Here is a 24,773-nt window from a genome sequence, read left to right on the forward strand (position 1 = left end):
GAAAGGATGAGAACTGTCAGCAGCTTAAGATATATCTTTAAAATAAAGCGAGGCACCCCGTACCTGACGGAGTGCCTCGCTTTCGGTTATGCTGCCAAAGTTCTGTTGCTGCCAGGGTCTCCACCTGATTGACGCCGCAGTATTTTAATTGTACAGAATACAGTTATCCCTGCTCATCCGGCTTTTCGCCGTATTTTAACTGCACGAAATACAATTATCTGCTAGGCTCTCTGCTTGAGAATGGTCTCAATCCTTACCGATTGCACCGAATTCAGGCCCAAGCTTGAGGATGATCCAATTCCAGGTTCCATCGCCCATCTGCCTTTAAAATCCCTTCAGTTTATTCCTGATAATACCTTCACTAAAACCTGTCTGTACGCATCTAAATCATATGAAGAGTTGTTTACTTTGCGCTTAGCCATATTCAAGCTGCTTAATATGGATTCTTCTAAGTCCCTTCTTGCCTTAAGCACCTGCAGAGTTCCTTCCAAGCCGGTGTAACCCTGTTTTTTGCCAAACCCTTGTTTGGTGTAATAGTCAACAAAGCCTTCAGACCATTCTTGGGGTCTCTCTTCAAAAGCCTTGCCGAAGGAATACTCAAGATCGTTCTGGTCAACGTATATCAGAAGCGGATTCAGCGCTTCTGATATGGCTGCCAGTTCAACAACATAATTTGTGATGTCTTCCTTGGCAGCATCATGTTTGATCATTCCCATGGTTACAGGATTCTGTATGAAACAACAATCGAAAATATAAAGGTCAGCGCCATTTAAGGCTCTCTCTGCAAACTGCTTCCATTTTGCCGTAATCAGTTCCCTGTTTCGGTCTAGCGGCAATTCATACACATCGTGCTTCACCAAAGTATCCAGCATTTCATTTGGAATACTTGAACAGTGTTCATTGATTAGTTTCCGGTATTCCACGAAATAACTATTCTCTTGATTCCATGTATATGGGCTTAATAAATCCCTAAATTCCTCATAGTCGCTCAATAGATCATCGTATTCAACTTCATCTAGATAAGCGACTCCATCATAATCAGCAGGATGGTCCAAATTCCCTTCAAGGAATAGCTGAGCCCTAAGATTATTCTCTGTAAGAATTTCATGCACCAGCTGAGCCGTGGTTGATTTCCCGGAGCCCGGTAAGCCCTCAATTAAGATCAATTTAGTATGCATATAGTAGTTCCTCCAGTCATTTTTAGGAGGATAGGCAGGTAAGAATCAAGGGAGATGCGTATTTCCCGCGACACGACAATAAAGCGGATACCAAAAGGGTATCCGCAGAAGTGGTTTTATGACACACCTTATCCTGCATACCCTGTAAGATTAAAGAAAGACATGCCTAATACAATAGTGCGTTCACTATTTCAGGCATTCTTCCGGCTTGTTAATCTTTACAGAGTCATCCACATGATACGGTTTATGCTCCTTTACAGGCATCTCATTCCTGATATTAACACCGGATACCGCCAATTACAATTACGTAATTCCTATTACAGCCTGTGTTTTATTATATCCGGTAATGGAGGCATGCGGAATTTCTTCCATCTCTCCTACGAGGGTACGAAAAGCCATGCCATGTCCGGTAATGATCACTTTTTCAAATCCGAGATATCTGTCAATCACCTTCTCCACGCGGTTCTTCAGCAGTTCTTTGGACTCCCATTGCTTGGTTGCCCCTGGAGGATATACCCCAAGATTAGCATCATAATCGTTCCCCAGCTCTGCAAGCTGCTCCAGGGAATCATATTCAAAGGTTAAGTCAGGCTGCCATTCCCTTAAATCCAATTCAACCTTTATGTCTAAACCGAGTTCCTTGGATAAAATAGCGGCCGTTTGAAGTGCTCTTGTGTAAGGAGAAGAAATAATGACCTCCGCTTCTTTCAGCCGCTCATCTTGTGCTGTCCGATATACCTGGTTCACTCCTGCTTCCGTAAGAGGTACCAGATCCCGGCCATGGCCCTTTAATTTGTACTGCTCATTGATGTTCCAATCGGGTTCACCATGGCGGATGAGATAAAACTGTGTCATTGAAATCCTCCTGTCTGTTATTGGTACTCAATCTATTCGCTACTCGTTCTACACAATCCTACCCGGTCGTATTTCTTAATGGAGGCTTGCCACTTTCTTCATATCCCATCTGCTGAAGTAGTTGAGCGCCATGAACACAGCAAAAAGCCGGAGCTTCATTGCCCCCAAGGGACAACCGTAAGCTCCGGCCATTTCAGCAGGCTTCCGTCTATATAGGCAGCGCGTAATACTGCGCCCGCTGGCTCTCATCCTGCTGATAGAGCACAATCAGCAGCGTACTGCCGCCGCTGGAACCGGGATGCGCATCCGCCACGGCCGGTACTGTGTCCCCGGCCACAGCTACTGCAGCTTGCAGCAGTGCTGCCGGAGCCACCGTAGCTGCCGTCCCGGCCGTAGTCAAGCTGCCGGACATGCCTCCTTCGGCTTTGTCGCTGCCTTCATAGCCAGCCACGGCAACCGTCGCATTCTCTGCCGCCTCACCTTCAGCACCAGCCAAGCCGTCAAAACGCAGCCCGCTGATCGAATCCAGCACCGGCGCAAGCACGAACGGCAGCACATCCAGCACGATGTACTTCTGCAATTCACGCTCGCTTAAGCCTGCCTCGGCCAGCTTGGGCGAAATCAGCTCCGGCTGCCCGGCAATCTGCTTCAGGTATTTGGCCCACTCTGACTTGCCCATCACCTCATCCCACCAGATCTTCCGCGGCTTGTACTTGTGGCCGAGGAAATAATCCAGCTTCATCAGCCCGGTGATGATGTCCATGTCCATGGAAGCCGTCCCCCGGTCCGTGAGGAAATTATGCAGCCGGGTGAACAGATCCTCGAGCTGATGCCCGATCTTCTGCCAGCCCCGCGCTTCCCAGTAGTCGCCGAATTCCTGGAAGAAATCGAACGGTGACGGGAAGACATGGCGGATCAGATACTTGACCGAATGAGCCAGGCGCTGGCTGTTCCAGTACTTCTCCAGCACATCCTCCAGCCGCTTCAGCCGGATAATGTCAGAGAACGGCATTACATGGCTGCTGAGAATTTCGTACGGCGCATGCTCCATGTACGTATAATCGTATTTGGCTGCCTGGGCGCGCAGCCCGGTGCCGCGGAGCATTTTGAGGAAACCTAGCTGCAGCTCCTCCGGCTCCATGGCGAATACATCATTGAAGGTCTTGCGGAAGGTCGAGTAATCCTCCATCGGCAGTCCGGCAATCAAATCGAGATGCTGGTCGATATTGCCGCTGGCCTTGATCTTCATTACCGTGCGGGACAGCTTCGTGAAGTTCTGGCGGCGTTTGACCAGTTCGTTGGTCTCATCATTGGTCGACTGCACACCGATCTCGAAGCGGAAAACTCCGGGCGGCGCATTCTGCGCAAGGAAATCCAGCACCTCCGGACGCATAATATCCGCTGTAATCTCGAATTGGAACACACAGCCCTGATGATTGTCGATCAGGAACTGGAACATCTCCATCGCGTAATTGCGGTTGATATTGAAGGTGCGGTCGAGGAATTTGATCACCTTGGCCCCGCCTTCAATCAGATAGAGCAGATCGGATTTCACCCGTTCAATATCGTAATAACGCACGCCTACCTCGATGCTGGACAGGCAGAACTGGCAATTGAAAGGGCACCCCCGGCTTGTCTCAAAATACACAATGCGCTTGCTGAGCTCCGGCAGATCCTCCGCGAACCGGTGGGGCGTCGGCAGGGTATTAAGGTCGCTTTTGGGCCGCGGCGGGTTGACGATCAGGTCCTCCCCCTTGCGGTAGGCAGCGCCGTATACAAAATGGTATTTATGCTCATCCCGGATCTCCTGCAGCAGATGATGGAAGGTCTCTTCCCCGTCCCCATTGACTACGAAGTCGATTCCGGCTTCCCGTTTCATCCAGTAGAGCGGCTCATAAGACACCTCCGGCCCCCCAAGTACGATCTTCACCTCCGGCATCACCTGCTTGAGAATTGAGACCAGCTTGACTGTTTCTTCGATGTTCCAGATATAACAGGAGAAGCCGATCACATCCGGCTGCTTCTGGAAAAGGTCCGACACGATATTCATCACGGGATCTTTGATGGTGTATTCCGCCAAAAGGATATCTTCGAATTCATGCTCGCTGTACGCCTTCAGAAGCCGGATCGCCAGCGATGTATGAATATATTTGGCATTTAATGTGGCCAGGATGATTCTCATGCCTTATAACCTTCTTTACATTTCATTTTGAAAAAACTCCAGGAATGCCTTACCGTATTTACGATACTTCACTTCGCCGACACCCTTCACTCTCAGCATCTCGCCTTCAGTCTGCGGGCAAACCACGCTCATCTCGCGCAGTGTCGCATCATTGAAGATGATATAGGACGGCACATGCTCGCGCCCCGCCAGCTCGCGGCGGATCAGACGCAGCTGCTCGAAGACCGTCTCGTTTACGGCCGACGGTGAATGGTCGCGCGTCCGGCTGCGGTCCCGCGTGCCGGAGGTGACCAGCGTGCGGGCCACGCGCTGGTGAACCTCACGCTGGCCGCGCAGCACCTCTGCTGCCAGCGGCTGAAGCCGCACGACCGGATACTGGCCTTCGGACAAGGCCAGATACCCCTCTGAGATCAGCACATTGATGCTCTCGGTAATCTCCTTCTCGCTGCGGCCCGACATCGCCCCGTGGGTCGGCAGCTTCTCGAAGCCGTACTGCAGCACCTTCTGGTTGCGCGAGCCCTTCAGCACCGAGGACACCAGCGCCACCCCGTAGCGTTCGCGCATACGGTGGATACAGGAGAAGATCTTCTGTGCATCCACCGTCATGTCTACCAGCTGCCGTTCATCGGTACAGGAGCTGCAGATGCCGCACGGATCGTCGTCATGATTCTCGCCGAAATAATCCAGCTGTGCACTGCGCAGACAGCGGGTGGTGTAGCAGTAATCAATCATCTGCTGCAGCTTGCGGTATTCATTGGCTTTGCGCTCTGTGTCCTGCGGATTCTGCTCAATCAGGAACTTCTGCGTCATAATATCCTGCGCACTGAAGAGCAGAATACAGTCACTCGGCTCCCCGTCGCGGCCGGCACGTCCGGCCTCCTGGACATAAGCCTCCATATTCTTCGGCATATTGTAATGAATGACATAACGAACGTTAGACTTGTCGATCCCCATCCCAAAAGCATTCGTGGCCACCATGACGCGGATATCGTCATACAGGAATCCTTCCTGGCTCTCGGCCCGTTCCTGGTCGCTCATCCCGGCATGGTAGCGGCCCGCGGCGACTCCCGTCGCCTGCAGCCGCTGATAGAGATCATCCACCTCTTTGCGGGTGGCGGCATAGACGATGCCCGGCTGATGCGAATGCTGCGCCGTGTAGTCCAGCACGAATTCGCGCTTATTCTCTCCGCGCAGCACTTGCATGGCCAGATTATCACGGCCAAGTCCAGTCATGAAGACACCCGGATCGCGCAGACGAAGCAGCCGGACCATATCCTCCATAACCTCAGGTGTAGCTGTAGCGGTGAAAGCGGCCAGGATTGGCCGCTGTGGCAGCTCCTCTACAAACGGCGACACCGCCAGATAGCTGGTGCGGAAATCATGGCCCCACTGCGATACGCAGTGCGCCTCATCGACAGCTACGCAGGAGATGGACAGACCCGCCATCTCCAGGCGGAACCAGTCCAGCTCCAGACGTTCCGGCGCCACATAGAGCAGCTTCAATTCGCCCCGGCGGGCGGCACGGATCCGGTCATTCACTTCTTTGCCGCTTAAGGTGCTGTTGATATAGGCTGCAGGAATTCCGGCGGTAGTAAGGGCGTCCACCTGATCCTTCATCAGCGAGATCAGCGGGGATACAACAAGTGTAAGTCCCGGCAGTAGCAGTGCAGGAACCTGATAGCAGATCGATTTACCGCCCCCGGTAGGCAGAATGCCCAGCGTGTCGCGGCCTTCGAGTAAGTTGTTCACAATTTTCTTCTGGCCTTCCCGGAAATCAGGATAACCGTAATATTTTTGCAGTTCAGCCTGCGCTTGTTCCATTAGTGATCCTTGCATCTTCATATCTCTTCTGACTCCTTAAGACTTTCTACCTTTAGTTTACCGGGCAACAGGGTACTTAGGCAACCGCTTGAAGCAGATATCATAGCACTCCTTTTGGGCCTGTTACATAAAATTTACATAAAAATCACGCGTTCAAGCAACACTTTATAGAAATACATTCAAATTGTACTGCTGAGGAGGCGGCCACTTGCAAGCCTGGAAAGATATATATACCTCTTATATGCACAAGCAGCAGCAAGCTTCTCCTCCAGAGCCTGACAAAAGTCCGCTTACAGGAAATCTGCAGGCCGATTTACAAGCGCTGCAGGCACGGCTCGGCGACAACGGCGACCTCGTAGTCCGCGACTTCCAGCTCTTCGGAGCTCACCAGGCCGCAATGCTCTTCTTCTCTTCACTGGTTAATATGGAGCAGGTGCGCGAGCATGTCCTTAAACCCTTAATGGCCGGGCCCTCCGGGCATCAGGATATTCCGGATTCTATTGCCGGCATGATCCATTATATCTGGAGCACAGCCGTCCAGGTAACACAAGGAACCACCACTACAGACATTTCTGTGCTGCCTGACGCGGCCGTGAAGGGTGAGCTAATTCTGCTGATAGAGGGAGTGCCCGAAGCCCTCGTACTCGATATGCGCCAGATTGACATGCGCGGCGTGGAGCAGCCGCAGACCGAGCAGGTCATCCGCGGCCCCCGTGAAGGTTACGTGGAGAAGCTGGAGAATAACCTCTCCCTGCTGCGCTACCGGCTTCAGAGCACGGATTTCCGGATCGAAATCAGCCCGATCGGAACACGTACCCAGTCGAGGGTGGCATTATGTTATATCGAGAGCATTGCCGACAGCGGGCTCGTTGCTGAAGCGATGCGCAGAATCTCAATGATTGATACCGACGGCATTCTTGATGCCGGATATATTGAGCAGTTCATCGAAGACCAGCCGCTGTCTCCGTTCCCGCAGGTACAATGCACAGAGCGGCCCGACAAGACGGTTGCCGCTCTGCTGGAAGGGCGGGTTGCCATGCTTGTCGACGGTTCTCCCTTTGCTGTGATCGTCCCTGCTCTGTTCAACCAGTTCTTTCAGACGGTAGATGATTACACAGAGCGTTTCATTATGGGCAGCCTGATCCGTATGATCCGTCTGATCGCTTTAGCCTGTTCCCTTTTTTTCCCGGCGTTCTATGTTTCTGTAATCTCGTTTAACCCCGAATTAATGCCTACAGAGTTCGCCGTGGCCATCTCGGGCGGAAGAGCCGGTGTCCCTTTCCCGGCTGTACTGGAAGTGCTGATCATGGAGGTATCCATGGAAGTGCTGCGTGAAGCCACCATCCGCCTCCCGCAAATGATCGGCGGAGCTTTATCTATTGTAGGCGTCCTTGTCATCGGCCAGGCCGCCGTGGGTGCCGGGCTGGCCAGCCCGATCACGGTCGTCATTGTCGCGCTTACGACAATCGGCTCTTTTGCCACACCGGCGTATAATGCCGCAATCGCACTGCGGATGCTTAGGTTTCCTCTAATAATACTGGCTGGGATGTTCGGCCTGTATGGTGTAATGATCGGCACGATCCTTATTGTGAATCATCTGCTGTTTCTGGAATCCTTCGGAGTTCCATACATGTCGCCTTACGTCCCGGGGAAGTGGCGTGACCTTAAGGACACTCTGGTCAGAGTTCCTCTGTGGTGGATGCGCCGCCGCCCCAGCTTCCTGCATGCCAAGGATAACACCAGGATAGCTGGCAGTGTTTCCTCCGCTTATGTAGATCAGATCCTCAGTCAGGAAGGTGAGACCGATGAGTAATTTCAGGCAGATCACAACAGCTCGGGCGGCAGCCGTCATCTGTAGCACGATTATCGGCGTAGGAATACAGAGTTTCCCCCGTTTTATGATCGCAGCAGGGGATAACAGTGGGCCTTTTATCGCGCTCACAGGTGTGATCATCTCCTTTTTAATCTACTATGTGCTTACCTCTCTATGCCAGCTTTACCCCAAAGAAACTCTGTTTGTGTTCAGCCGCCGTTTGATCGGCCGTCCGTTCGCTGTATTGTTCACTGCTGTGATTATGCTGGTGTTCGTTATACAGACGGGCCTTACTGCCCGCCAGTTCGGCGATATCGCCACAACCGTGCTCTACCGGAAGACACCCATTGAGGCCACCATTTTTCTGCTGCTGTTCGTATGCCTGCTCTCCTCCAGGCGCAATATTGTGAAATTTTCTTATATCCATGCCTTTTATTTACCGCTGATTGTCGGCTCTATCGTAATCATGATTCTGATCTCAATGGACAATATTACTTTGCTTAATCTTCAGCCTATTCTTATGCCCCTGAATCACAAGTTTTGGAAAGGGGCACAGATCGCCAGCTATTTGTTTCAGAGCTCATTCGTAATCACACTGCTGATTCCCTTTATGGTGAAGCCTAAGCAGGCCGTACGGGCAGGAGCACTGGCAATCTTCACGTCCGGTGCCATTTATCTGCTGATCGTTATCACCTCACTGGGAATATTCGGTGCTGAGGAGAGCAAGCTGCTGATCTATCCCACTTTGGAGATGGCCCGGAATGCAGCCTTTGAGCAAGGAGTCTTTGAACGGCTGGATGCCATCTTTATAGTTCTTTGGGTCATTTCCGTCTACACAACGGTCTACACTACGTATTACGTATCTGCTTACCTTATACAGAATCTGTTCGCTCTCCGCGACCAGCGTATGGCTTCCAGTGTCCTGCTCCCGGTGGTGTTTGCCATATCCATGTTTCCTACGAATGTATTTGACACTTATTATTGGTCTCTGCAGCTCGGGAATGCCGTAATGGTTCTGCTGATTGGCTATCCGCTGCTACTATGGCTTGCGCACTTGATCCGGCTTCCAAGAAAGAAGGTTCCCGCATGAGTAAATGGCTTCTTCGCAATTCTGCACTGACCCTGCTGCTGGTTTTTATCGCTCCGCTTCTGGCGGGATGCTGGGATCAGGTAGAGATTGAAGACCGCGCGCTTGTGCTTGGCCTCTCCATCGACAAGGTCAAAGCGGAAGTGGCAGAAAAAGAAGATAAGGTCACTCATATGGATAATGATTCTTTACCTGCAGAATACATCAGTGTTACGGCACAGATTGCAGTTCCCGGAAGGGTTCCTCTTGGGCCGAGCAGCGGAGGCGGATCTAGTGAAGGAAGCTCAAATCCGCTATGGGTGGTACATGTATACGGCATTTCACTGGACGACGCTATGAATAATCTGCAGCAGCAAATTGCTGACCCGCGTTACCTGGTTCATTTGCGGATCATTATCATCAGCGAGGGTATCGCCCGGGGCAATTTCAATGAGCTGAACGATTATCTAAGGCGTAATCCGGAGATCCGGCGCAGAACCTGGCTGCTTGTGTCCGAAGGGCCGGCTTCAGCATTTATGGATCTGGAGCCCCCGCTTCAACGTGTGCCTACGCTCTACATTTTGGCCATGATGGAGAAATCCGTCGCCTCCGGCAAGTTCCCCCGGGATTGTATCGGCACGTTCTGGTCAGCACATTCCGCATGGGGACAAAGTGCTTACCTTCCCTATATCGCACTCCGTGATAAAGATAATATTATGATCAAAGGCCTGGCTTATTTCAGCGGCGGAAAAATGGTCAGCAGGACCGTACCGATTGAGATCGGCGTATTCATGGCCATCCAGGGAATAGACCCCGGGGGGTACTCTGCCCTCTTCAAAACGAAGAATCTGGGAGTCGTTATGACCAAGACAAATGAACGCTTTACCCGGGTCAGGAGCCGAATCACGGAGGGCAAGCCCCATGTCTCCTATGAGATTTTTCTGGAAGGGGATTTGGATGAGCACTACAATAGTGACAAACCGGTCAATTCATCGGCCAATCTGCATGAGATTGAACGGGATTTCGAAGAAGGGATCAGCAAGCTGCTGACCGGATTGATTCAAAAAACGCAAAAGGATCATTCCGATATCTTTGGTATGGGTGAAATGATCCGAAGCAAACATCCTTCATTCTGGAAGCAGCATATCCATGGAAAAGACGATTGGGAAATGATGTACAGCACTGTGGAGGTCGATATCAAATTGTCTCTGCGCCTCCGGAGAGTCGGACTTAAAGATCAGTAAAAATCGCGAATGTACAATATTTTCACTTTAGAGAGGGTTGATCTGCATAATCCGGTTACTCACCTGTTCCTCGATCATTCTGTTTGTCTCCGCGCTGCTGATGCTGACTGTAGATTCCAGGATATATAAAGACAGAGGCTGGTTCCGGGAGAAAAAATACGCTGCTGTTATGGGATGGATCTACTGTATTCTCAGCGTATTTATTCTTATCGGGCTGATGATTTATGTCTAGTTATCCCCGCGCTCTCCGTAGTATTTCTTCACAGTGCATGGTATATTGAGGAGTACAATCTTACAGGACGGAGAATGCAGGCATGAATACAAGAAGAAATCCGAAAGAGGGTTCCAAGCGGTCCGTGAAGCCCGCAGCAGCCTCCAAGGCCCAGCCTAAATCAGGAACCAGAAATCAGGGGAACAAGACCTCTAATCATAAACCGGGAGCAAGGCCGGGAGCACCTGCCAAAACAATATCTAAAACACCAGCTCAGATAAAGTCCTATACGGTGTCCGAGCCCGCAGAGCTGCTGCCTTATCTGCTTAAGACGATTACGAACAAGGGACGGAATGCAGTCAAGTCGATGCTGTCCCGGGGACAGATATCGGTGAACGGCAAGCCGGTGACCCAGCATAATCATCAGCTCCACCCCGGCCAGACCGTGACAATTGATCAGGAGAGGCATGCAGAAGCCAAAGAAATGCTCGGCCTGACCATCGTTCATGAGGATGATGATATCATCGTCATTCAGAAGGATGCCGGACTGCTGTCGATTGCTACCGGAGAAGACAATGAACTGACAGCTTACCGCCAATTGATGGAGCATGTGCGCCTGACGAATCCGAAGAACCGCGTCTTTGTGGTACACCGGCTGGACCGTGATACCTCAGGAGTCATGATGTTTGCCAAAAGCGAGGCGATTCAGCAGTCCCTGCAGAACAGCTGGAAGGAGACCGTCAAGGAACGTTCCTACGTGGCGCTGGTGGAAGGCGCAGTCAAGAAACCGGAAGGCACTATCAGTTCATGGCTGAAGGAAACTTCAACGCTGAAGATGTACTCCAGTCCGCATGAAGGGGACGGGCTGCATGCCGTAACCCGTTATAAGCTGCTCCAGGCCAACCGCCATTTCTCCCTGCTGGAAGTGCATCTGGAGACCGGCCGTAAGAATCAGATCCGTGTGCACATGGCGGATATCGGGCATCCGATTGCCGGTGACAAGAAATACGGCGCAGAGACCAAAGCCGTAGGCCGTCTCGGACTGCATGCCCGCGTTCTCTCGTTCGCTCATCCGACTACGGGAGAAATCTTGACCTTCGAGAGTCCGATTCCAAAGACATTCCTGAAGTATACTGCACCTGCGCCGACGAACTAAACAAGCCGGCTAATTTCTTTGAAGGGCAAATGAGAGGCATTTATGCCTCTCATTTGTCATTGCAGGGATTCTTCGATTCATCCGCATTCTTTGTCACTTTTTTCTGCGTCATGGTACAATACAGAGAAACGTGAGAAGGTGCCGCTCTTGTTCCATCCTACTGTCTTTGACAATATTAAAATTGCTTTTGAGAACCAGATCTACGATTACGATAATCTGGATGGAATCCTCGTCGTGACGGATCGGTCGGATATGCTGAACCTCGCGCTGATGTCACGGGAATTCAGTCTTGCGTTCAAATTGACTGAAGGCAATAATGTAACCTCCGAAATTATACTGCAGTCTTCGGTGAAGGATCTGGGTGACGAAATTCTGGAAACAACGGGGAGCGATCCCGGCTGCACTCTTCTATTACGATTTTATATGGAGATTGACGATGTGAACGTGCAGTGTCCTGCGGCGGAGAAGATTCTGTCTACGATCTGGGGGCCGGATTTCCAGCCTGTCCAATCCCTCAGCTTCCGGTACGGTCAAGAAGGCGATACCTACAATAACTGCATAGAACTGCAGTTCAAGCGACAAATTACTGAAGAACAAATGGAAGATATTCCGAACCTTCTGAAGTTCCTGCTGCAAAGCGCCGGGGAACTGGAGGAGGTATAATTCTTAAGGCGGGTGAACTGCTTATGAACTTTCTGCCTCCTGCCCGGATAGGCCGCTGGCTCTGGTGGTATGTCAGTTATGCGCTGATTGTGTGGCTGCTGCTGATTCTGCACCGGTTCGTGCTGCTCGGCGAGGGTTTCGATCTTCTGATCTTACTGCGCTGGGCTGCTCTTGCCATCGTGCTCTCCGGCATTATTAACAGCTTCGGCTGGTATGGTGCCCGGCTGGTGTGGATATTCTCGACCGCAGGTGTTGTGCTCGGGATCAGCCTGATGTTCATGTACACTTCCCGCGATATGTCAGGCTGGGAGGATCTTGCGGGCTTTTTGTCTTTTCTCCTGTTCACGGCGGGTGGTTTCGTCCTGGGTTTGCTTGTGGAAGGCAGCCGGCTGCTTGTTCAATATTTGCGCAGACGCTGATGCCTTCTGCTGGCCGGACTCTACCCTTATACAGGTTTACAAGAGGAGCTGATGACCCTGATGTCCAATTCCTTGCTGACCAAAAATGCGCTCGCCCACTCCCTGAAAGAGCTGATGGCACATATTCCGCTGAACAAAATCTCCGTCAGGCATCTGGTTGACGACTGCGGAGTGAACCGGCAGACCTTTTATTATCATTTTCAGGATATCTTTGACCTCCTGGGCTGGATCTATAAGACTGAGGCGGTCGAGAGCATTGCCCAGTACCGCAGCTACAGCACGTGGACGGACGGCTTTCACCGGATTTTCTGCTATATCGAGAGCAATAAAGCCTTCTGCTGCAACACGCTGGACTCGCTTGGACGGACACATCTCGACGCCTACTTGTATGAAGTAACTAATGATCTGATCATGGGAGTCATTGACGAGCTGGCCACGGGAATGGATATCAGGCTGGAGGATAAGCAATTTATCGCTAACTTCTATACGCTGGCCTTCACCGGGCTTGTGATTCAGTGGATGCGCGACGGCATGAAGGATCAGCCGAAGCATGTGATTGAGAAGCTCAGTGTGCTGATCGAGGGAAATTTCCTGAAGGCGCTGCATAAATATGAACAGGCGACGTCGTAACCCTCCGGGCTGCTTACCCGGGTAAGCAGCGAAGCCAAAGCCCCACATTGTGGGGTTTTTTTCTGTCCAAAAACTATACACTTTGCACGATATGACCAAATTTCATACACTCGCGGACTTTTGATGATACCTTCCACAGCGGCGCTATATTACACTCGGTTCAGGTACAGCAATCAAGCAAACCTATGGAGGCGACAATCAGTGAAAAAAGAGTACGGTAACGAACAGGTGTATTTTGTCGGCGGCGGAATTGCATCACTTGCGGGTGCGGCATACCTCGTCAGAGACTGTGGTTTTCCCGGACAGAACATTCACATTATTGAAGAGATGAAGATCCTCGGCGGCAGCAATGACGGCTCAGGCAATGAGGAGCACGGCTATGTGATCCGGGGCGGCCGGATGCTGAACGACGAAACCTATGAGAACCTATGGGAACTTCTAAATACGATTCCATCGATTGACCAGCCGGGGCTGACGCTGCGGGAAGAAATCACCCAGTTCGATGATGCCAATCCCACCCGCTCCAAGGCGCGCCTGGTCGACAGCAAGGGTGAGATTCAGGACGTCAATTCAATGGGCTTCGATATGGCTGACCGCCTGGCCCTCGGCAAGCTGATCATTACTCCGGAGGCCAAAATGGGCAAAGCGCGGATTAATGACTGGTTCGGGCCACATTTCTTCACCACCAACTTCTGGTATATGTGGGCGACTACCTTCGCCTTCCAGCCTTGGCATAGTGCGGTTGAGCTGAAACGGTATATGATCCGCTTCATTCATGAATTCCCGAGAATTCAGACGCTCGAAGGCGTAACCCGCACCCCTTACAATCAATATGATTCGATTATTCTGCCGCTGCACCAGTACTTGGAACCGTTTGGCGTAGATTTCACGTTAAGATGTACGGTAACCGATCTGGAATTCAAAGAAGGCGACGGCATTACCGTTACGAAAATGAAGGTCTCCCGCCAAGGCGTGGAAGACGTGATCGAGGTAAACGAAGGTGACCGTGTCATTATCACCAACGGCTCGATGACCGAAGGCTCCAGCCTCGGATCGATGACCTCCGCACCCCGCCTGAACGGCAAGGGCAGCTCCTGGAAGCTGTGGGAGAATATCGCCGCCAAGAAGCAGGGTCTCGGCAATCCTTCGTCCTTCGACGATCATGTGGACGAGTCCAAATGGGAATCCTTCACGGTTACCTTCCAGGACTCGAAGTTCTTCGACCTCATGGAAGACTTCACCCGCAACCGTGCCGGCACTGGGGCACTAGTGACCTTCAAGGATTCCAGCTGGCTGATGTCCGTTGTATTGGCCTTCCAGCCGCATTTCCGCAACCAGCCGGAGCATGTCAAAGTATTCTGGGGTTACGGACTGTATCCGGATAAGGTCGGTGATTATGTCCACAAGAAAATGTGTGACTGTACCGGCGAAGAGATCATGCAGGAGCTGATTGGCCATCTCCATTTCGAAGCGCATAAGGAAGAGATCATGGCTACAGCGAACTGCATTCCATGCATGATGCCTTATATCACTTCCCAGTTTATGCCACGGCTGAACAGCGACCGGCCGCAGGTTGTACCTGAAGGCTCCACTAACCTGGCCTTTGTCGGCCAATACTGTGAAATCCCGGATGATGTGGTCTTCACGGAAGAATATTCCGTCAGGGCGGCCCGAATCGCTGTCTACACACTGTTCGGCATGGGCCGTCCGGTTGAGCCGATTAAGGAATACCAGCATGATGTGCGCACGCTGTTATCGAGCCTTGTGACTTCGTTCAGATAGTACTGTTATATGGCCCGAAATAGGTAAAAGAAATACCCCGCTGCATGGAGAAAATCCATACAGCGGGGTATTTGTGTGTAGTCTGCCTAAACGGAATCAGATGCTGCAGGAGCCATCATCACAGCCGTCAGCATCCTCTGCCTTCGCCTGTGGCTTGCCGACTACCTGGAGCACAGGGGTATTCTGCTCTTCGGCCCAGACGGTATCCAGGACTTCGGTGAATACCGGACCCGGCTGCGCGCCGGACACCGCATACTTATTGTTGAAGACGAAGAACGGCACGCCGGTGATATTCAGCAGCCGGGCTGCATCAATATCTGCATTCACCTGATCAGCATAAGCGTCACTCTCCAGCACCGCAGCCGTTTCAGCCTGATCCAAGCCGACTTCAGCGGCCAGCTCAGCCAGTACCTTGCGGTCACCGAGGTTCAGCGAGTCAGTGAAATACGCGCGCAGCAGCCGTTCGGTCATTTGCTGGGCTTTACCCTTTGTAGCCGCGAAATGGCTTAAGCGGTGACCGTCAAACGTATTGGTCGACTGGACCGTATCAAAGTTGAACTCAAGACCCACACCCTGCGCTTGTTCGGCAAGCTGTGCGTTCGTAGCTTTAGCCTTGTCACGGGTCATGCCATATTTGGCAGCCAGAATGTCGTGAATATCTCTCGTTTCGTCGGTGCGCGCATTCGGATCGAGCTGGAAGCTGCGGAATACGACCTCCACTTTGTCACGGTCCGGGAACTGGCTCAGGGCGTGCTCCAGCCGTCTTTTGCCGATATAACAGAACGGGCAGGCATAATCGGACCATATATCTATTCTCATGGGAATTCCTCCTGAAATGTATTGGATGTAACGCTGTACTACAATTGACGAGTCTTACATGTCACTTACTATTATATAGTTAAAAACCGAAAATTACAAACAAACTTTCTGCCATCCGCAGATTGGATGCTTGCTTACGGCGGGTCTGTTGATATATGCGGCAGCTATCCCAAAATCGCCCCGTTCCGCAACAAGCTGCTGTATGCCTGTATAGCCGCCATCGGCTTCTATGCAGGCATACAGCAGCTATCGGCTTCTATGTAGTCGCAGAGCATCAGATCTGCAACGGGTTCGCCAATTAGAGGAGTGACCATCGGCCGTATTCCAGCAGCAGCGGCCTCAGTCACAACGGCACAACAATAAGACAGCGGTTTACAAGGGAGACGTTAACTCTGGAGCATACCCGTCACCAAAGAGCGGTGCGGACGGATCAAGCCCTAAGCTCTCCTGAAGCAGATTGTAGAGTCTGGCTCCGATAATCTCTTCCGAATAATCAGAGCGGACAATCTGCAGCGCTGCTGCCCCCATCTCCCGGCACAGTTCAGGATTGCCGAGCAGCTGATCCAGGGATGCAGCAAGTTTAGCCGGATCAAGCCCTTCAGCGAGCAGTCCGCTCTCCCCGTGGCGTACCAGACCTCTGACCCCCATCACATTAAAAGCAACGGTTGGAAGACCGCAGGCCCCCGCTTCCAGGATAACCAGCGGCAATCCTTCATACCGCGAAGGCAGCACAAACAGCTCAGAGACGCTGTAATAGCTGGCCAGCATATCCTTGTTGCGGATTGTACCGAGCATGATGAAGCGGTCCTCCAGCCCCTTGGCCCGGATCATATTCTTCAGATTCTGTTCATCCGGACCGCCGCCGGCAACCAATATTCTAAGGTCAGGGTACTGCTTCAGCTGCTCCATGGCCTGCACCAGCAGCGAATGGCCTTTCTGATGCTCAAACAGCCGTCCAACGGTAATAATATATCTGTAGCCGGGGTCCAGCCCCAACGCAGCTATTGCTTCATCCTTATCCCGCTGGTAAAAGATCGCCGAATTCACGAAATTCGGCAGCAGCCGGATCCGCCCCTCCAGATGCGGAAAGTGGCGCACCATGCTGTTCTGCTCATCTTCGTTAAGCGTAGTCATGAATGCTGCCTTATGAAGCGTATGCTTCTTGATCGGCAGAATCCACTTATGGATGCTGCCCCCGTGGTAAGCGGCAATGATCGGGATGCTCAGCTTCTTCGCAGCGGCAGCCAGCCGCTCAAACCGTCCGGAAGCATATTCCTGGGCATAAATCAGGCTGATTCCGTCTCCCCGCAGAATATCACACAGGTCTCTCTGAATCGTGGATATATATTGTGATACGAATTTGCCGATCGGTGTCCGGTGGGACAAGGGAATGACGGAATACCATTTATACAGCATGCCCACCGGGATAAACTTAATCGTACAATCCACGATTCCGTGCTGATAGGTGCGGACCTCACTCCCAATTCTGGTGAAATTATAAATGGTCGTGCGGATCCCCTTGGTTTGCAGAAGACGCGCATAGTCGAAAGAAAAATCGTTATGATACGAATGTACATATTCCTCTTCACTGAGACCCAGACCCTTTACGAAGAAATCTTCAAAGTAATTGGTATGCATAAAGATCCCGACATGCATAACGTCCCCTCCTAAAATTTTTTTACACCCTGTATAACTCGAACAGAGCTCATTTCGGAAGCACCGCTTAGGTTTTGAAAGCATATACATTCTGAAATTAATTCTATTATAAGCGCAACTGTACTAAATAAAAGTAAACCAAAGTGGTATATACGGCCTACAAAAGGGGGAGTAAAATTAGATCAACACGTACTTTCGGTGCATTGTAATCTAAAATTAAAGCGGACGGTCTAGGACGTCCCGGGAGGAGTCAGCGGTATGCATGATCTGTCTATAGTAATTCCTACACGCAACCGGATCAGCGATCTGACCCTGTGCATTGAATCCATCGGCAGGCAGACAGAGCTGGAGGATGTTTCAATTGAACTGCTGATTGTGGATGACGGCGAGATTGAGGAGAAAGTGCTGGAGTATTTCCGCAAGGTACTGGGCCGTATGCCTCAAGCCGAGCTGCGCTATTACCGCAAAACCAAACCCGGCGTCTGGCTCTCCCGCTATGAAGCCCTGGGTCTTATCGACGGTGAAATTCTGCTCAGCTTCGATGACGATGCCGAGCTGGATGATCCGCTCTACATCCGCCGGATGCTGGACACTTACGCTTCGGACCCGTCCATTGCCGGAGTTGGCGGCATCGCCAAGGGCCTCTCCAGCAGCAAGTCCGGCAAACTGCTCGGCAGGCTGACCTGCCAGATGTCGGCTTCACCCGGCCGGCTGTCGGCAAGCACACTGGCAGGCTCCCTGCTGCTGTGGGGGGAGACCGAGAATATTTTTGAGACGGATTTCTTCCATGGCTGCAATATGTCCTTCCGGACGTCGGCGCTGCAGGATATGAAGCCTTACCCCTGGATGACCAGCTATGCGGTGGCTGACGATATCTATATGTGCCATCTGGCCAGCAGATACGGCAAGCTTGTCATCAACCCGGAGATGAAGATCATGCATCATGAATCTCCCAGCTCCCGCGACAAGGCTGGCCGGGTGGCCCGGGCTACTGCAGTAAATCATTATTATTTGCTTAATCTGCGCAAGGCACCGGTGAAGAATTATGCCGCTTTGCTGTGGACACTGACCTATTTAACCGGCAAAGCTACCCTCAAGCGGAATTTCAATGCCGTCTCGGGCTATGCCAGCGGAATTCTCTTCGTACTGAACCCCCGTAAGGATAAATACAGGGAATTTATGCTGGACTAGCAGCGCCAGATTTAACCTATATAGATTGAACTAAAGATTCCCCCATTTAAGCGAGGAAGTAGCTGCGGTGAATGAATTGTACCGCTGTTCGCGGTGGGAATCCGGTGACAAAGGCGTCCGCTATCGCTCCTACAGTTCCAAAATCCCCTACGTACCTTTGCAGTGAACGGAATATGGGATATCCGGCATGCTTAATTGTACTTTATACAACTAAATCGTCTAATTTACACCCCATTCTCCGTTTAGTTGTATTTCGTACAATTAAAATGCCGGTTGTAGAGGGTTCTGTCCGATCGGGCGGATTTAGTTGTACAAACTGCAGTTATAAGAAGGCAGCAACCCTTTTCGCAGGTTTTAATTGTACATAATACAACTATCACTCAATTTCCACATGGACTGAATACATAAGTCGCTGCATTGTCTGAATGAACTCACTTCTTCAGTCCTGTTGTGTGCTGGTTCTTAAACCATCAAGCAGTATAACCGAAGCCCAGTACCGTAAAGCATTTGTCCTTATCTTCCGGCGCCATGCGGATCTCAATGACATGCTCCTGACTCTGCTCATTCTGGTACAGAATGACCGGATTACAGTGCGTCCAGCTGTTCACATGCGGATCAGCAGTCAGTACAAGGCTGCCATCGACGAAGATATCTGCTCTGCCAAAATCAGGGCTGCCCGAATCCTTGTATACGAGGATCAGATTGCTGCTGGTGATGGTCAGCCTGAAGCCTTCCTCACCGGATGCTGCCGTATGCTGCCAGTTATGCGGAAATTCCGGGGTGCCGAAGGGATCGGCATCTAGCTCTACCCGCTGCAAATCCGTGTCGGTTGCCCTGAAGCCGCCAGCTTCCACCCGGACATCGCTGAGATCGCTCAGGCTCTTGCGGTCTAGCAGCCGTATATTCGCGTAATCATTTCCGAGAACCGGCCGTTTAGCGGTTGTAATATCCTCTTCGTCCCGGAGCGACCGGCAGGTCTCGGAGAATAAATAACCCAGACAGTCAGCCATAACCCGGTGCCCGTCATTCGCAGGATGATAAATATCGTAGAAAAATTGCCGTTTCGATATGACATTCCCCTCAGTCTTGCTCAAACGGAACTGTCCGGTTACCGCATCTTTGATGCTGACCATCGGGAGGTTATAGTGCCTGCCCACAGGAGCGAGCCGTTCCTGAAGGTTCCAGTCATTCACAAACACACTGAACAGCAGAATCACGGCAGGCCGGGCCGGATCAGACAGAATTTTTAGACAAAGGCTCTCGAAGCAATTGCCCTTCGTTTCATCGCCCTCGTCATTCACTGCAAATTCCACCACCACAATATCCGGCGTTACCGCACCCTCCCGCAGAATATCTCTTTCATAACGGATCACTCCAAGCTCAGAAGGCGTCCCGCCCACTCCGGCTTTCACATAATGGATATTCTCTCCACCGTCCTTACCGAACAGCTCCTTGAACTGCAAATAAGATTGGTAGGCATAACAACCGGTGTGGATCGGCTTAGCCCCTGCACCTTGGGTGATGGACCCTCCAATATAAGCAATAGTGACATCCTCACCCTTAATTGCTTTGTCTATAGCTGTTCTGAGCCGGTAATTATTGCCCGAATGCAGCAGAGATTTAGCAATCATTGCGCGGTATTCCAGCGAACCGAAGGCAACCGGAGCTTCCATTGCAACTTCAGGCGCAGTATAGCCGTCATTCAAATAGAAAATAATACTCGCCGTTGCCAGCTCTCCTTCACGGCTAAATTCAAAAGCGAATTTACCGGGACTTATATCGTCCCCGGACCACATGGCCTCCTCCAGCTTCAGCAATACCTCCGTCCCGTCCCCCGGACAGGGGACACGCAGTTGCGTTCCTGTCTCATACTTGCTGCTTCCGCCCCAGTTCTGCATAAGAAAGGAGACCTTTCCCCCTTCACTGCCTGTCCCGGTCTTCACGGACACCCCGATGCTATGCACCAGCTCACGGAACCCGGCCCAGGTGGTCAGAAGCGCCAGCATCCCCTCATCCGTAATCCCGCCTATGTATCTTGCCTTATCCGTCAGATAATTGCCTTCCAGATACACTTCCTGGGATGGACTGCCCTCCGCTCTGGCTGTCGCCTCTATCGCTGTTTCGAACATTACGAAGAAGCCGCCTCTTCTGTCCTCCGGATCTTTGGGTGCCGCCGGACCTTCCATTCTGCCGCCGGTAGAATCATTGTTATTGCCCTTCACTTGGATCAGCCTCGCTTTCCGGTATATATGAAGACGCTCTCATTATAGACGTGGGGCGGACTCCCCTCATCCGGGAAAAGCCCACCCACACTATAGCAGAATCCCCGTCGAAATGAACAGGATCATATGCTCTTTAATCTTGTTTTTGTCCAGCGGCTCATGGGATTTGTTCCATTCCGTGGTGAGCGCCAGGTACATTCGCAGAATCATAAATGCCGCAACACTGGAATCGCAGGGCTTCACTTCACCGCTGCCGATGGCTTCCTCAATCTGCTGTTTCAAGAAATCAAGCGCGTATGCCTCCATCCGCTTAACCCCTTCCAGCGCCTGGGCTGTCCCGATGTCCCGCACCTCCTGGGCGAGCTTCACAAATAGCTCATGATCGGACCGGAATTCCAGAATGGAGTCCAGCAGATTAAGCAAGTTATGCACAAAGGTCGTTTGTTCCGCCGCTACACGGTTCATCACAGACATTAATTCCTGCGAAGCCTTGTCCAGAATTTCCTCAAACAGCTCTTCTTTGGTTTTGAAAAAAGTATAGATTGTGCCTTTGCCCACATTAGCGATTCTGGATACCTGATCCATAGTCGTAGCTTTATAGCCAAATTGTACAAATGACAGGGTCGCTGCCTGCAGGATCAACGCCTTGCGGTCAATGGACATAGGTAAAACTCCCTTCTTCCTGTACGACCATAAATTGACTAAATTTTATTTTTGGTCACCAAGTCACAATCAATTTATCATGTCACCGGCAAGAAGACAACTTTTTGATAAAAGTTTCAATCCGCTTCCGTTCTGCAAGCTGCTCTTCTGCACAAAATGTCATGAAATTAGTATCCCTTGCCATTCTTTCTGGGGTATGATAATAAAGATGTGATCAAGAAACTAACTTTATGGATGGTGGAATATGTTTAAGAACAAGAAATCTGGCGTTATTCTGGCTGCTCTCGTCATTGTTATCGTCGCAGCTGTGGGCATCTGGCTATTGGTGGGCAACAATGGAAAAGACAGCACGACTACTGAACCCCCCGGCGGTGCAACGGTCACGAAGGATGGCGATACGAAGTCCCTGGAACAGACGTTTTATATTTATGATACGGTCGTGAATATCAAGGTCTTCGGTAATACTGTAGAGCAGAAGAATATGGATGATATTCAGGCGATGCTGGAACGGATGGACATCGAGTTCAGCCGCACCAAGGAGAATGGGGAATTATACGCTGTGAATCAGGCAGCCGGTAAAGAAGCCGTAGCCGTATCCGACGAAACGCTGGATATCGTGAAGCTTTCCCTCAAATATGCCGAAGAAATGGACGGGCTATATGATCCGACTGTTGGACCGCTCGTTGACCTCTGGGCAATCGGTGAAGGCGGAGAGCATGTTCCCGATCAGGCAGCGATTGATAAAGCCCGCAGCCTGACCAATTACAAGGATGTTATTGTGGATGATGCCGCGAAGACGGTCAAGCTGGCTAAAGAAGGCATGGTACTGGATATGGGCGGGATCGGCAAAGGGTATGCCGCTGACCGGATCGCCGACTACCTCAAGGCGCAAGGCCTGGACAGTGCGATGATCAATCTCGGCGGCAGCAGTATTATTGCGCTTGGCAACAAGCCGAACGGCTCGCCTTGGAATATCGGCCTGCAGGACCCCGATCAGAGCCGAGGTACCCAGCTGGGTACCATCAAAATCTCGGACGAGGTTATTGACGCATCCGGGGTATACGAACGCTTCTTCATGCAGGACGGTGTGCGTTACCATCATATTCTTGACCCGCGTACGGGCTTCCCTTCCCAGAACGGGCTTAAGAGCATTACCATTATGAGTCCGAACGCAACAGATGCGGATGCCTTGTCAACCGGTGTATTCCTGATGGGTCTCGAAGACGGCATGAAGTATCTTGAAGCACTCCCGGAGAAGATCGATGCCTTCTTCATCACAGACGACAATAAGATTCATGCCACCTCTTCGCTGAGAGAACGGCTGAATCTGACCGATCCTACGTACAGCTTCGCTGATTAATACCGCGCAGTGTGGATGTACAGCATCGTATGTAAGCAGAAAAGGTGCCTTCCTTTGGGGGAGGGCACCTTTTTGTCATACCAGCGGCAGCTCGCTGAACTCCTTATAATTGGTGAAAATATAGCTTGGCCTGTGATCCCCACCCGGCTGCCGGCCGCGCGGGTTGTACCAGCATACCTTCCAGCCTGCCGCAAGCGCACCAACCACATCGTTAGCCCATGTATCGCCTACATAGAGGCTGTTCTCAGGTGCAGTTCCCGTCATCTTATTGACATGGGCGAAGATGGCCGGGTCGGGCTTAGCCAGACCCACAGCATCCGAGATGAAGATCATCTCCGGCGGAATGATCTTATCTATACCCAGCCCGCGCAGCTTGCCCATCTGATGCCTCAGCGGTCCGTTGGTGATAATGCCTACCGGATGACCCAGGGCAATGAAGCGCTTAAGCTGCTCCGCCACGCCTTCGATCATCTCGATCGTGTACTGGCGGGCAATATAGGAGGCCTGAACTCTGGCTGCCTGCTCCCGGTTCAAGGGCAGGCCATATTCGGCAAAAGCCAGCTCCAGCCGCATCACCCGGGTCTCCTCCAGTTCAAGCTCCCCGCGCAGATATTTCGGCCACAGCAGGTCACTGTGATGCCGTACGGTGTAGAACAGCTCCGCATAATCCAGCTTGTCTTCATCTGGCGCCAGCACCTCGCGCACCGCTTCCCGGAAAGGCACCAAATGGTCGTACAACGTATCATCCAGATCAAAAAACACGGCCAGCTTATTGCTTGTCTCCACGTAAACTCCCCTAACTATATCTTTAGAAATATAAATGATAAGTGAAAAAACTCTCGTCCCGGATGTAGCCTTGGGCTTCATACAGACGCTGTGCGCCGGTATTATGCGTCATCGTTGAAAGCGTCAGTCCCTTCGCACCAGTACCCTGCGCAAATCCGCGCACGCCTTCAAGCAGCAGTGAGCCAAGTCCATGCCCGCGCTGCTCCGACGTCACAAACAGATCGTTCAGAATCCATACAGGCTGAACTGTAATGGAGGAGAAGGAAGGGTACAGCTGCGCCATTCCATACGTCCGCTTGTCCGCACCCTCACCGGCTGCTGCTATAAAAATTACAGATTCCTCATTGGACAGCCTCTTCTTCAGAAATTCCCGTGCTGCTTCCAGGTCAGAGGCTTGGCCGTAATAGCTGCGATATTCATCGAATAGTGGAACAAGCTCCTCCACATCCTCAAGCCCTGCCCGTTCAAAACGAAATTTCAACACAGCTCTTCCCTCCTTCTCCCCTGCTTCCTTTATTCCTTGGAGTCATAAAAGACATGACGGGCCGTGATTTTACCGTCTTCAATGTCCATCAGGCCGAAGGAATACTGCTTCTCCCGGCGCTTGTCCGTAGGTGATCCGGGGTTGAACAGCAGAATACCGTTCTCCCGGCGCATCAGCGGCTGATGGGAATGGCCGAAGAGAATACAGTCCACCTCCTGGCCTTCAAAGGCCAGCAGCGCATTTCCATCCGTCCCCTTGCGGGAATACGGCGCATGTCCGTGAATCATTCCTATACGCATGCCCTCCAGCGTAACGATCTTGCTCTCGCCGAAGCGCTGAATGATCTCATATCCATCGTTATTGCCGGCAATTCCCTCTACCGGAGCAAGCCCGGCCAGCAGATCGTAGATCTCCAGCGATACCCAATCGCCCAGATGCAGAATCATATCCACCTTGCTGAATTCTTCCATAAGCACGGAGGGCAGTCCCTTGGCCCTGCTTGAGAGATGTGTATCCGATACTACTCCAATCTTCATCTGCTTCAGCTCCTAATTCTTATAGTCCTCCTGCCG

The 24,773-nt window shown here is 51.6% G+C and carries 21 protein-coding genes and 1 pseudogene; 11 read left to right on the plus strand and 11 right to left on the minus strand.

Annotation, left to right across the window (positions count from 1 at the left end; genetic code table 11):
• Positions 1 to 335 precede the first annotated feature (335 nt).
• The 4 genes from MKX70_RS32275 to recQ form a co-directional block, all read right to left on the minus strand.
• Positions 336 to 1,178 carry a hypothetical protein gene (locus MKX70_RS32275; RefSeq protein ID WP_340789624.1) on the minus strand — a complete coding sequence of 281 codons (843 nt, stop codon included), beginning with the start codon at positions 1,176 to 1,178 and terminating at the stop codon, positions 336 to 338.
• Between the two features lie 303 nt (positions 1,179 to 1,481).
• Entirely contained in the window at positions 1,482 to 2,033 is a 552-nt protein-coding gene (locus MKX70_RS32280; protein ID WP_340789626.1) for a histidine phosphatase family protein, read from the minus strand.
• Between the two features lie 208 nt (positions 2,034 to 2,241).
• Positions 2,242 to 4,215, minus strand: coding sequence for a B12-binding domain-containing radical SAM protein (locus MKX70_RS32285; protein ID WP_340789627.1), 1,974 nt, complete (start codon positions 4,213 to 4,215; stop codon positions 2,242 to 2,244).
• A 15-nt stretch (positions 4,216 to 4,230) separates the two neighbouring features.
• Entirely contained in the window at positions 4,231 to 6,057 is a 1,827-nt protein-coding gene (gene recQ / locus MKX70_RS32290) for a DNA helicase RecQ (protein WP_042233360.1), read from the minus strand.
• A gap of 187 nt (positions 6,058 to 6,244) precedes the next feature.
• Between recQ and MKX70_RS32295 the strand changes: the two genes are divergently transcribed.
• The 9 genes and pseudogenes from MKX70_RS32295 to MKX70_RS32330 all read left to right on the plus strand — a co-directional run.
• Entirely contained in the window at positions 6,245 to 7,849 is a 1,605-nt protein-coding gene (locus MKX70_RS32295; protein WP_231637793.1) for a spore germination protein, read from the plus strand.
• Positions 7,842 to 8,939 (plus strand): GerAB/ArcD/ProY family transporter, encoded by a 1,098-nt coding sequence (locus MKX70_RS32300; protein WP_042233357.1) that lies wholly within the window; start codon positions 7,842 to 7,844, stop codon positions 8,937 to 8,939. The genes MKX70_RS32295 and MKX70_RS32300 overlap by 8 nt, the downstream gene beginning before the upstream one ends.
• Positions 8,936 to 10,159, plus strand: coding sequence for a Ger(x)C family spore germination protein (locus MKX70_RS32305; RefSeq protein WP_042233355.1), 1,224 nt, complete (start codon positions 8,936 to 8,938; stop codon positions 10,157 to 10,159). The genes MKX70_RS32300 and MKX70_RS32305 overlap by 4 nt, the downstream gene beginning before the upstream one ends.
• Positions 10,160 to 10,196: 37 nt before the next feature.
• Positions 10,197 to 10,391, plus strand: a complete 195-nt coding sequence (locus MKX70_RS33520; protein ID WP_042233353.1) for a CLC_0170 family protein — start codon at positions 10,197 to 10,199, stop codon at positions 10,389 to 10,391.
• 82 nt (positions 10,392 to 10,473) lie between these two features.
• Entirely contained in the window at positions 10,474 to 11,526 is a 1,053-nt protein-coding gene (locus MKX70_RS32310; protein WP_081956398.1) for an RluA family pseudouridine synthase, read from the plus strand.
• A gap of 138 nt (positions 11,527 to 11,664) precedes the next feature.
• The gene (locus MKX70_RS32315) at positions 11,665 to 12,189 is read left to right on the plus strand and encodes a hypothetical protein (protein ID WP_340790253.1); all 525 of its coding nucleotides are present in this window, start codon (positions 11,665 to 11,667) and stop codon (positions 12,187 to 12,189) included.
• A 23-nt stretch (positions 12,190 to 12,212) separates the two neighbouring features.
• Entirely contained in the window at positions 12,213 to 12,608 is a 396-nt protein-coding gene (locus MKX70_RS32320) for a hypothetical protein (RefSeq protein WP_042233348.1), read from the plus strand.
• 60 nt (positions 12,609 to 12,668) lie between these two features.
• Positions 12,669 to 13,238 (plus strand): TetR-like C-terminal domain-containing protein, encoded by a 570-nt coding sequence (locus MKX70_RS32325; protein ID WP_042241755.1) that lies wholly within the window; start codon positions 12,669 to 12,671, stop codon positions 13,236 to 13,238.
• Positions 13,239 to 13,430: 192 nt separating this feature from the next.
• Positions 13,431 to 15,020 (plus strand): annotated as a pseudogene (locus tag MKX70_RS32330) (oleate hydratase); the annotation flags it as partial.
• Between the two features lie 96 nt (positions 15,021 to 15,116).
• On the opposite strand, the gene MKX70_RS32335 reads toward MKX70_RS32330, so the two are convergent.
• Entirely contained in the window at positions 15,117 to 15,839 is a 723-nt protein-coding gene (locus MKX70_RS32335) for a DsbA family oxidoreductase (protein WP_340789637.1), read from the minus strand.
• A 372-nt stretch (positions 15,840 to 16,211) separates the two neighbouring features.
• Complete coding sequence (locus MKX70_RS32340) at positions 16,212 to 17,495, minus strand: glycosyltransferase family 4 protein (protein ID WP_042233342.1); 1,284 nt, start codon at positions 17,493 to 17,495, stop codon at positions 16,212 to 16,214.
• Between the two features lie 258 nt (positions 17,496 to 17,753).
• Here MKX70_RS32340 and MKX70_RS32345 point away from each other — a divergent pair, with 258 nt between their 5' ends.
• Complete coding sequence (locus tag MKX70_RS32345; protein ID WP_042134449.1) at positions 17,754 to 18,686, plus strand: glycosyltransferase family 2 protein; 933 nt, start codon at positions 17,754 to 17,756, stop codon at positions 18,684 to 18,686.
• Between the two features lie 470 nt (positions 18,687 to 19,156).
• Here the strand turns inward: MKX70_RS32345 and MKX70_RS32350 are convergent, their stop codons facing one another.
• Positions 19,157 to 20,872: an SGNH/GDSL hydrolase family protein gene (locus MKX70_RS32350; RefSeq protein ID WP_042241752.1), complete on the minus strand. Its 1,716-nt coding sequence runs from the start codon at positions 20,870 to 20,872 to the stop codon at positions 19,157 to 19,159.
• A gap of 126 nt (positions 20,873 to 20,998) precedes the next feature.
• On the minus strand, positions 20,999 to 21,571 hold the full coding sequence (locus MKX70_RS32355; protein ID WP_042233340.1) for a TetR/AcrR family transcriptional regulator: 573 nt from the start codon (positions 21,569 to 21,571) through the stop codon (positions 20,999 to 21,001).
• Between the two features lie 244 nt (positions 21,572 to 21,815).
• Between MKX70_RS32355 and MKX70_RS32360 the strand changes: the two genes are divergently transcribed.
• On the plus strand, positions 21,816 to 22,931 hold the full coding sequence (locus MKX70_RS32360) for an FAD:protein FMN transferase (protein WP_042233338.1): 1,116 nt from the start codon (positions 21,816 to 21,818) through the stop codon (positions 22,929 to 22,931).
• A 75-nt stretch (positions 22,932 to 23,006) separates the two neighbouring features.
• On the opposite strand, the gene MKX70_RS32365 is transcribed toward MKX70_RS32360, so the two are convergent.
• Genes MKX70_RS32365 through MKX70_RS32375 form a run of 3 tightly spaced genes read right to left on the minus strand, consistent with a single transcriptional unit; the run spans position 23,007 to position 24,737 of the window.
• Positions 23,007 to 23,717, minus strand: a complete 711-nt coding sequence (locus tag MKX70_RS32365; RefSeq protein WP_340841554.1) for an HAD family hydrolase — start codon at positions 23,715 to 23,717, stop codon at positions 23,007 to 23,009.
• A 22-nt stretch (positions 23,718 to 23,739) separates the two neighbouring features.
• Positions 23,740 to 24,201, minus strand: a complete 462-nt coding sequence (locus MKX70_RS32370) for a GNAT family N-acetyltransferase (RefSeq protein WP_340841556.1) — start codon at positions 24,199 to 24,201, stop codon at positions 23,740 to 23,742.
• Positions 24,202 to 24,230: 29 nt separating this feature from the next.
• Positions 24,231 to 24,737 carry a metallophosphoesterase family protein gene (locus MKX70_RS32375; protein WP_340841557.1) on the minus strand — a complete coding sequence of 169 codons (507 nt, stop codon included), beginning with the start codon at positions 24,735 to 24,737 and terminating at the stop codon, positions 24,231 to 24,233.
• Positions 24,738 to 24,773 lie beyond the last annotated feature (36 nt).

It is taken from the genome of Paenibacillus sp. FSL R7-0312, from assembly GCF_038004445.1.
Lineage (GTDB): Bacteria > Bacillota > Bacilli > Paenibacillales > Paenibacillaceae > Paenibacillus_AQ.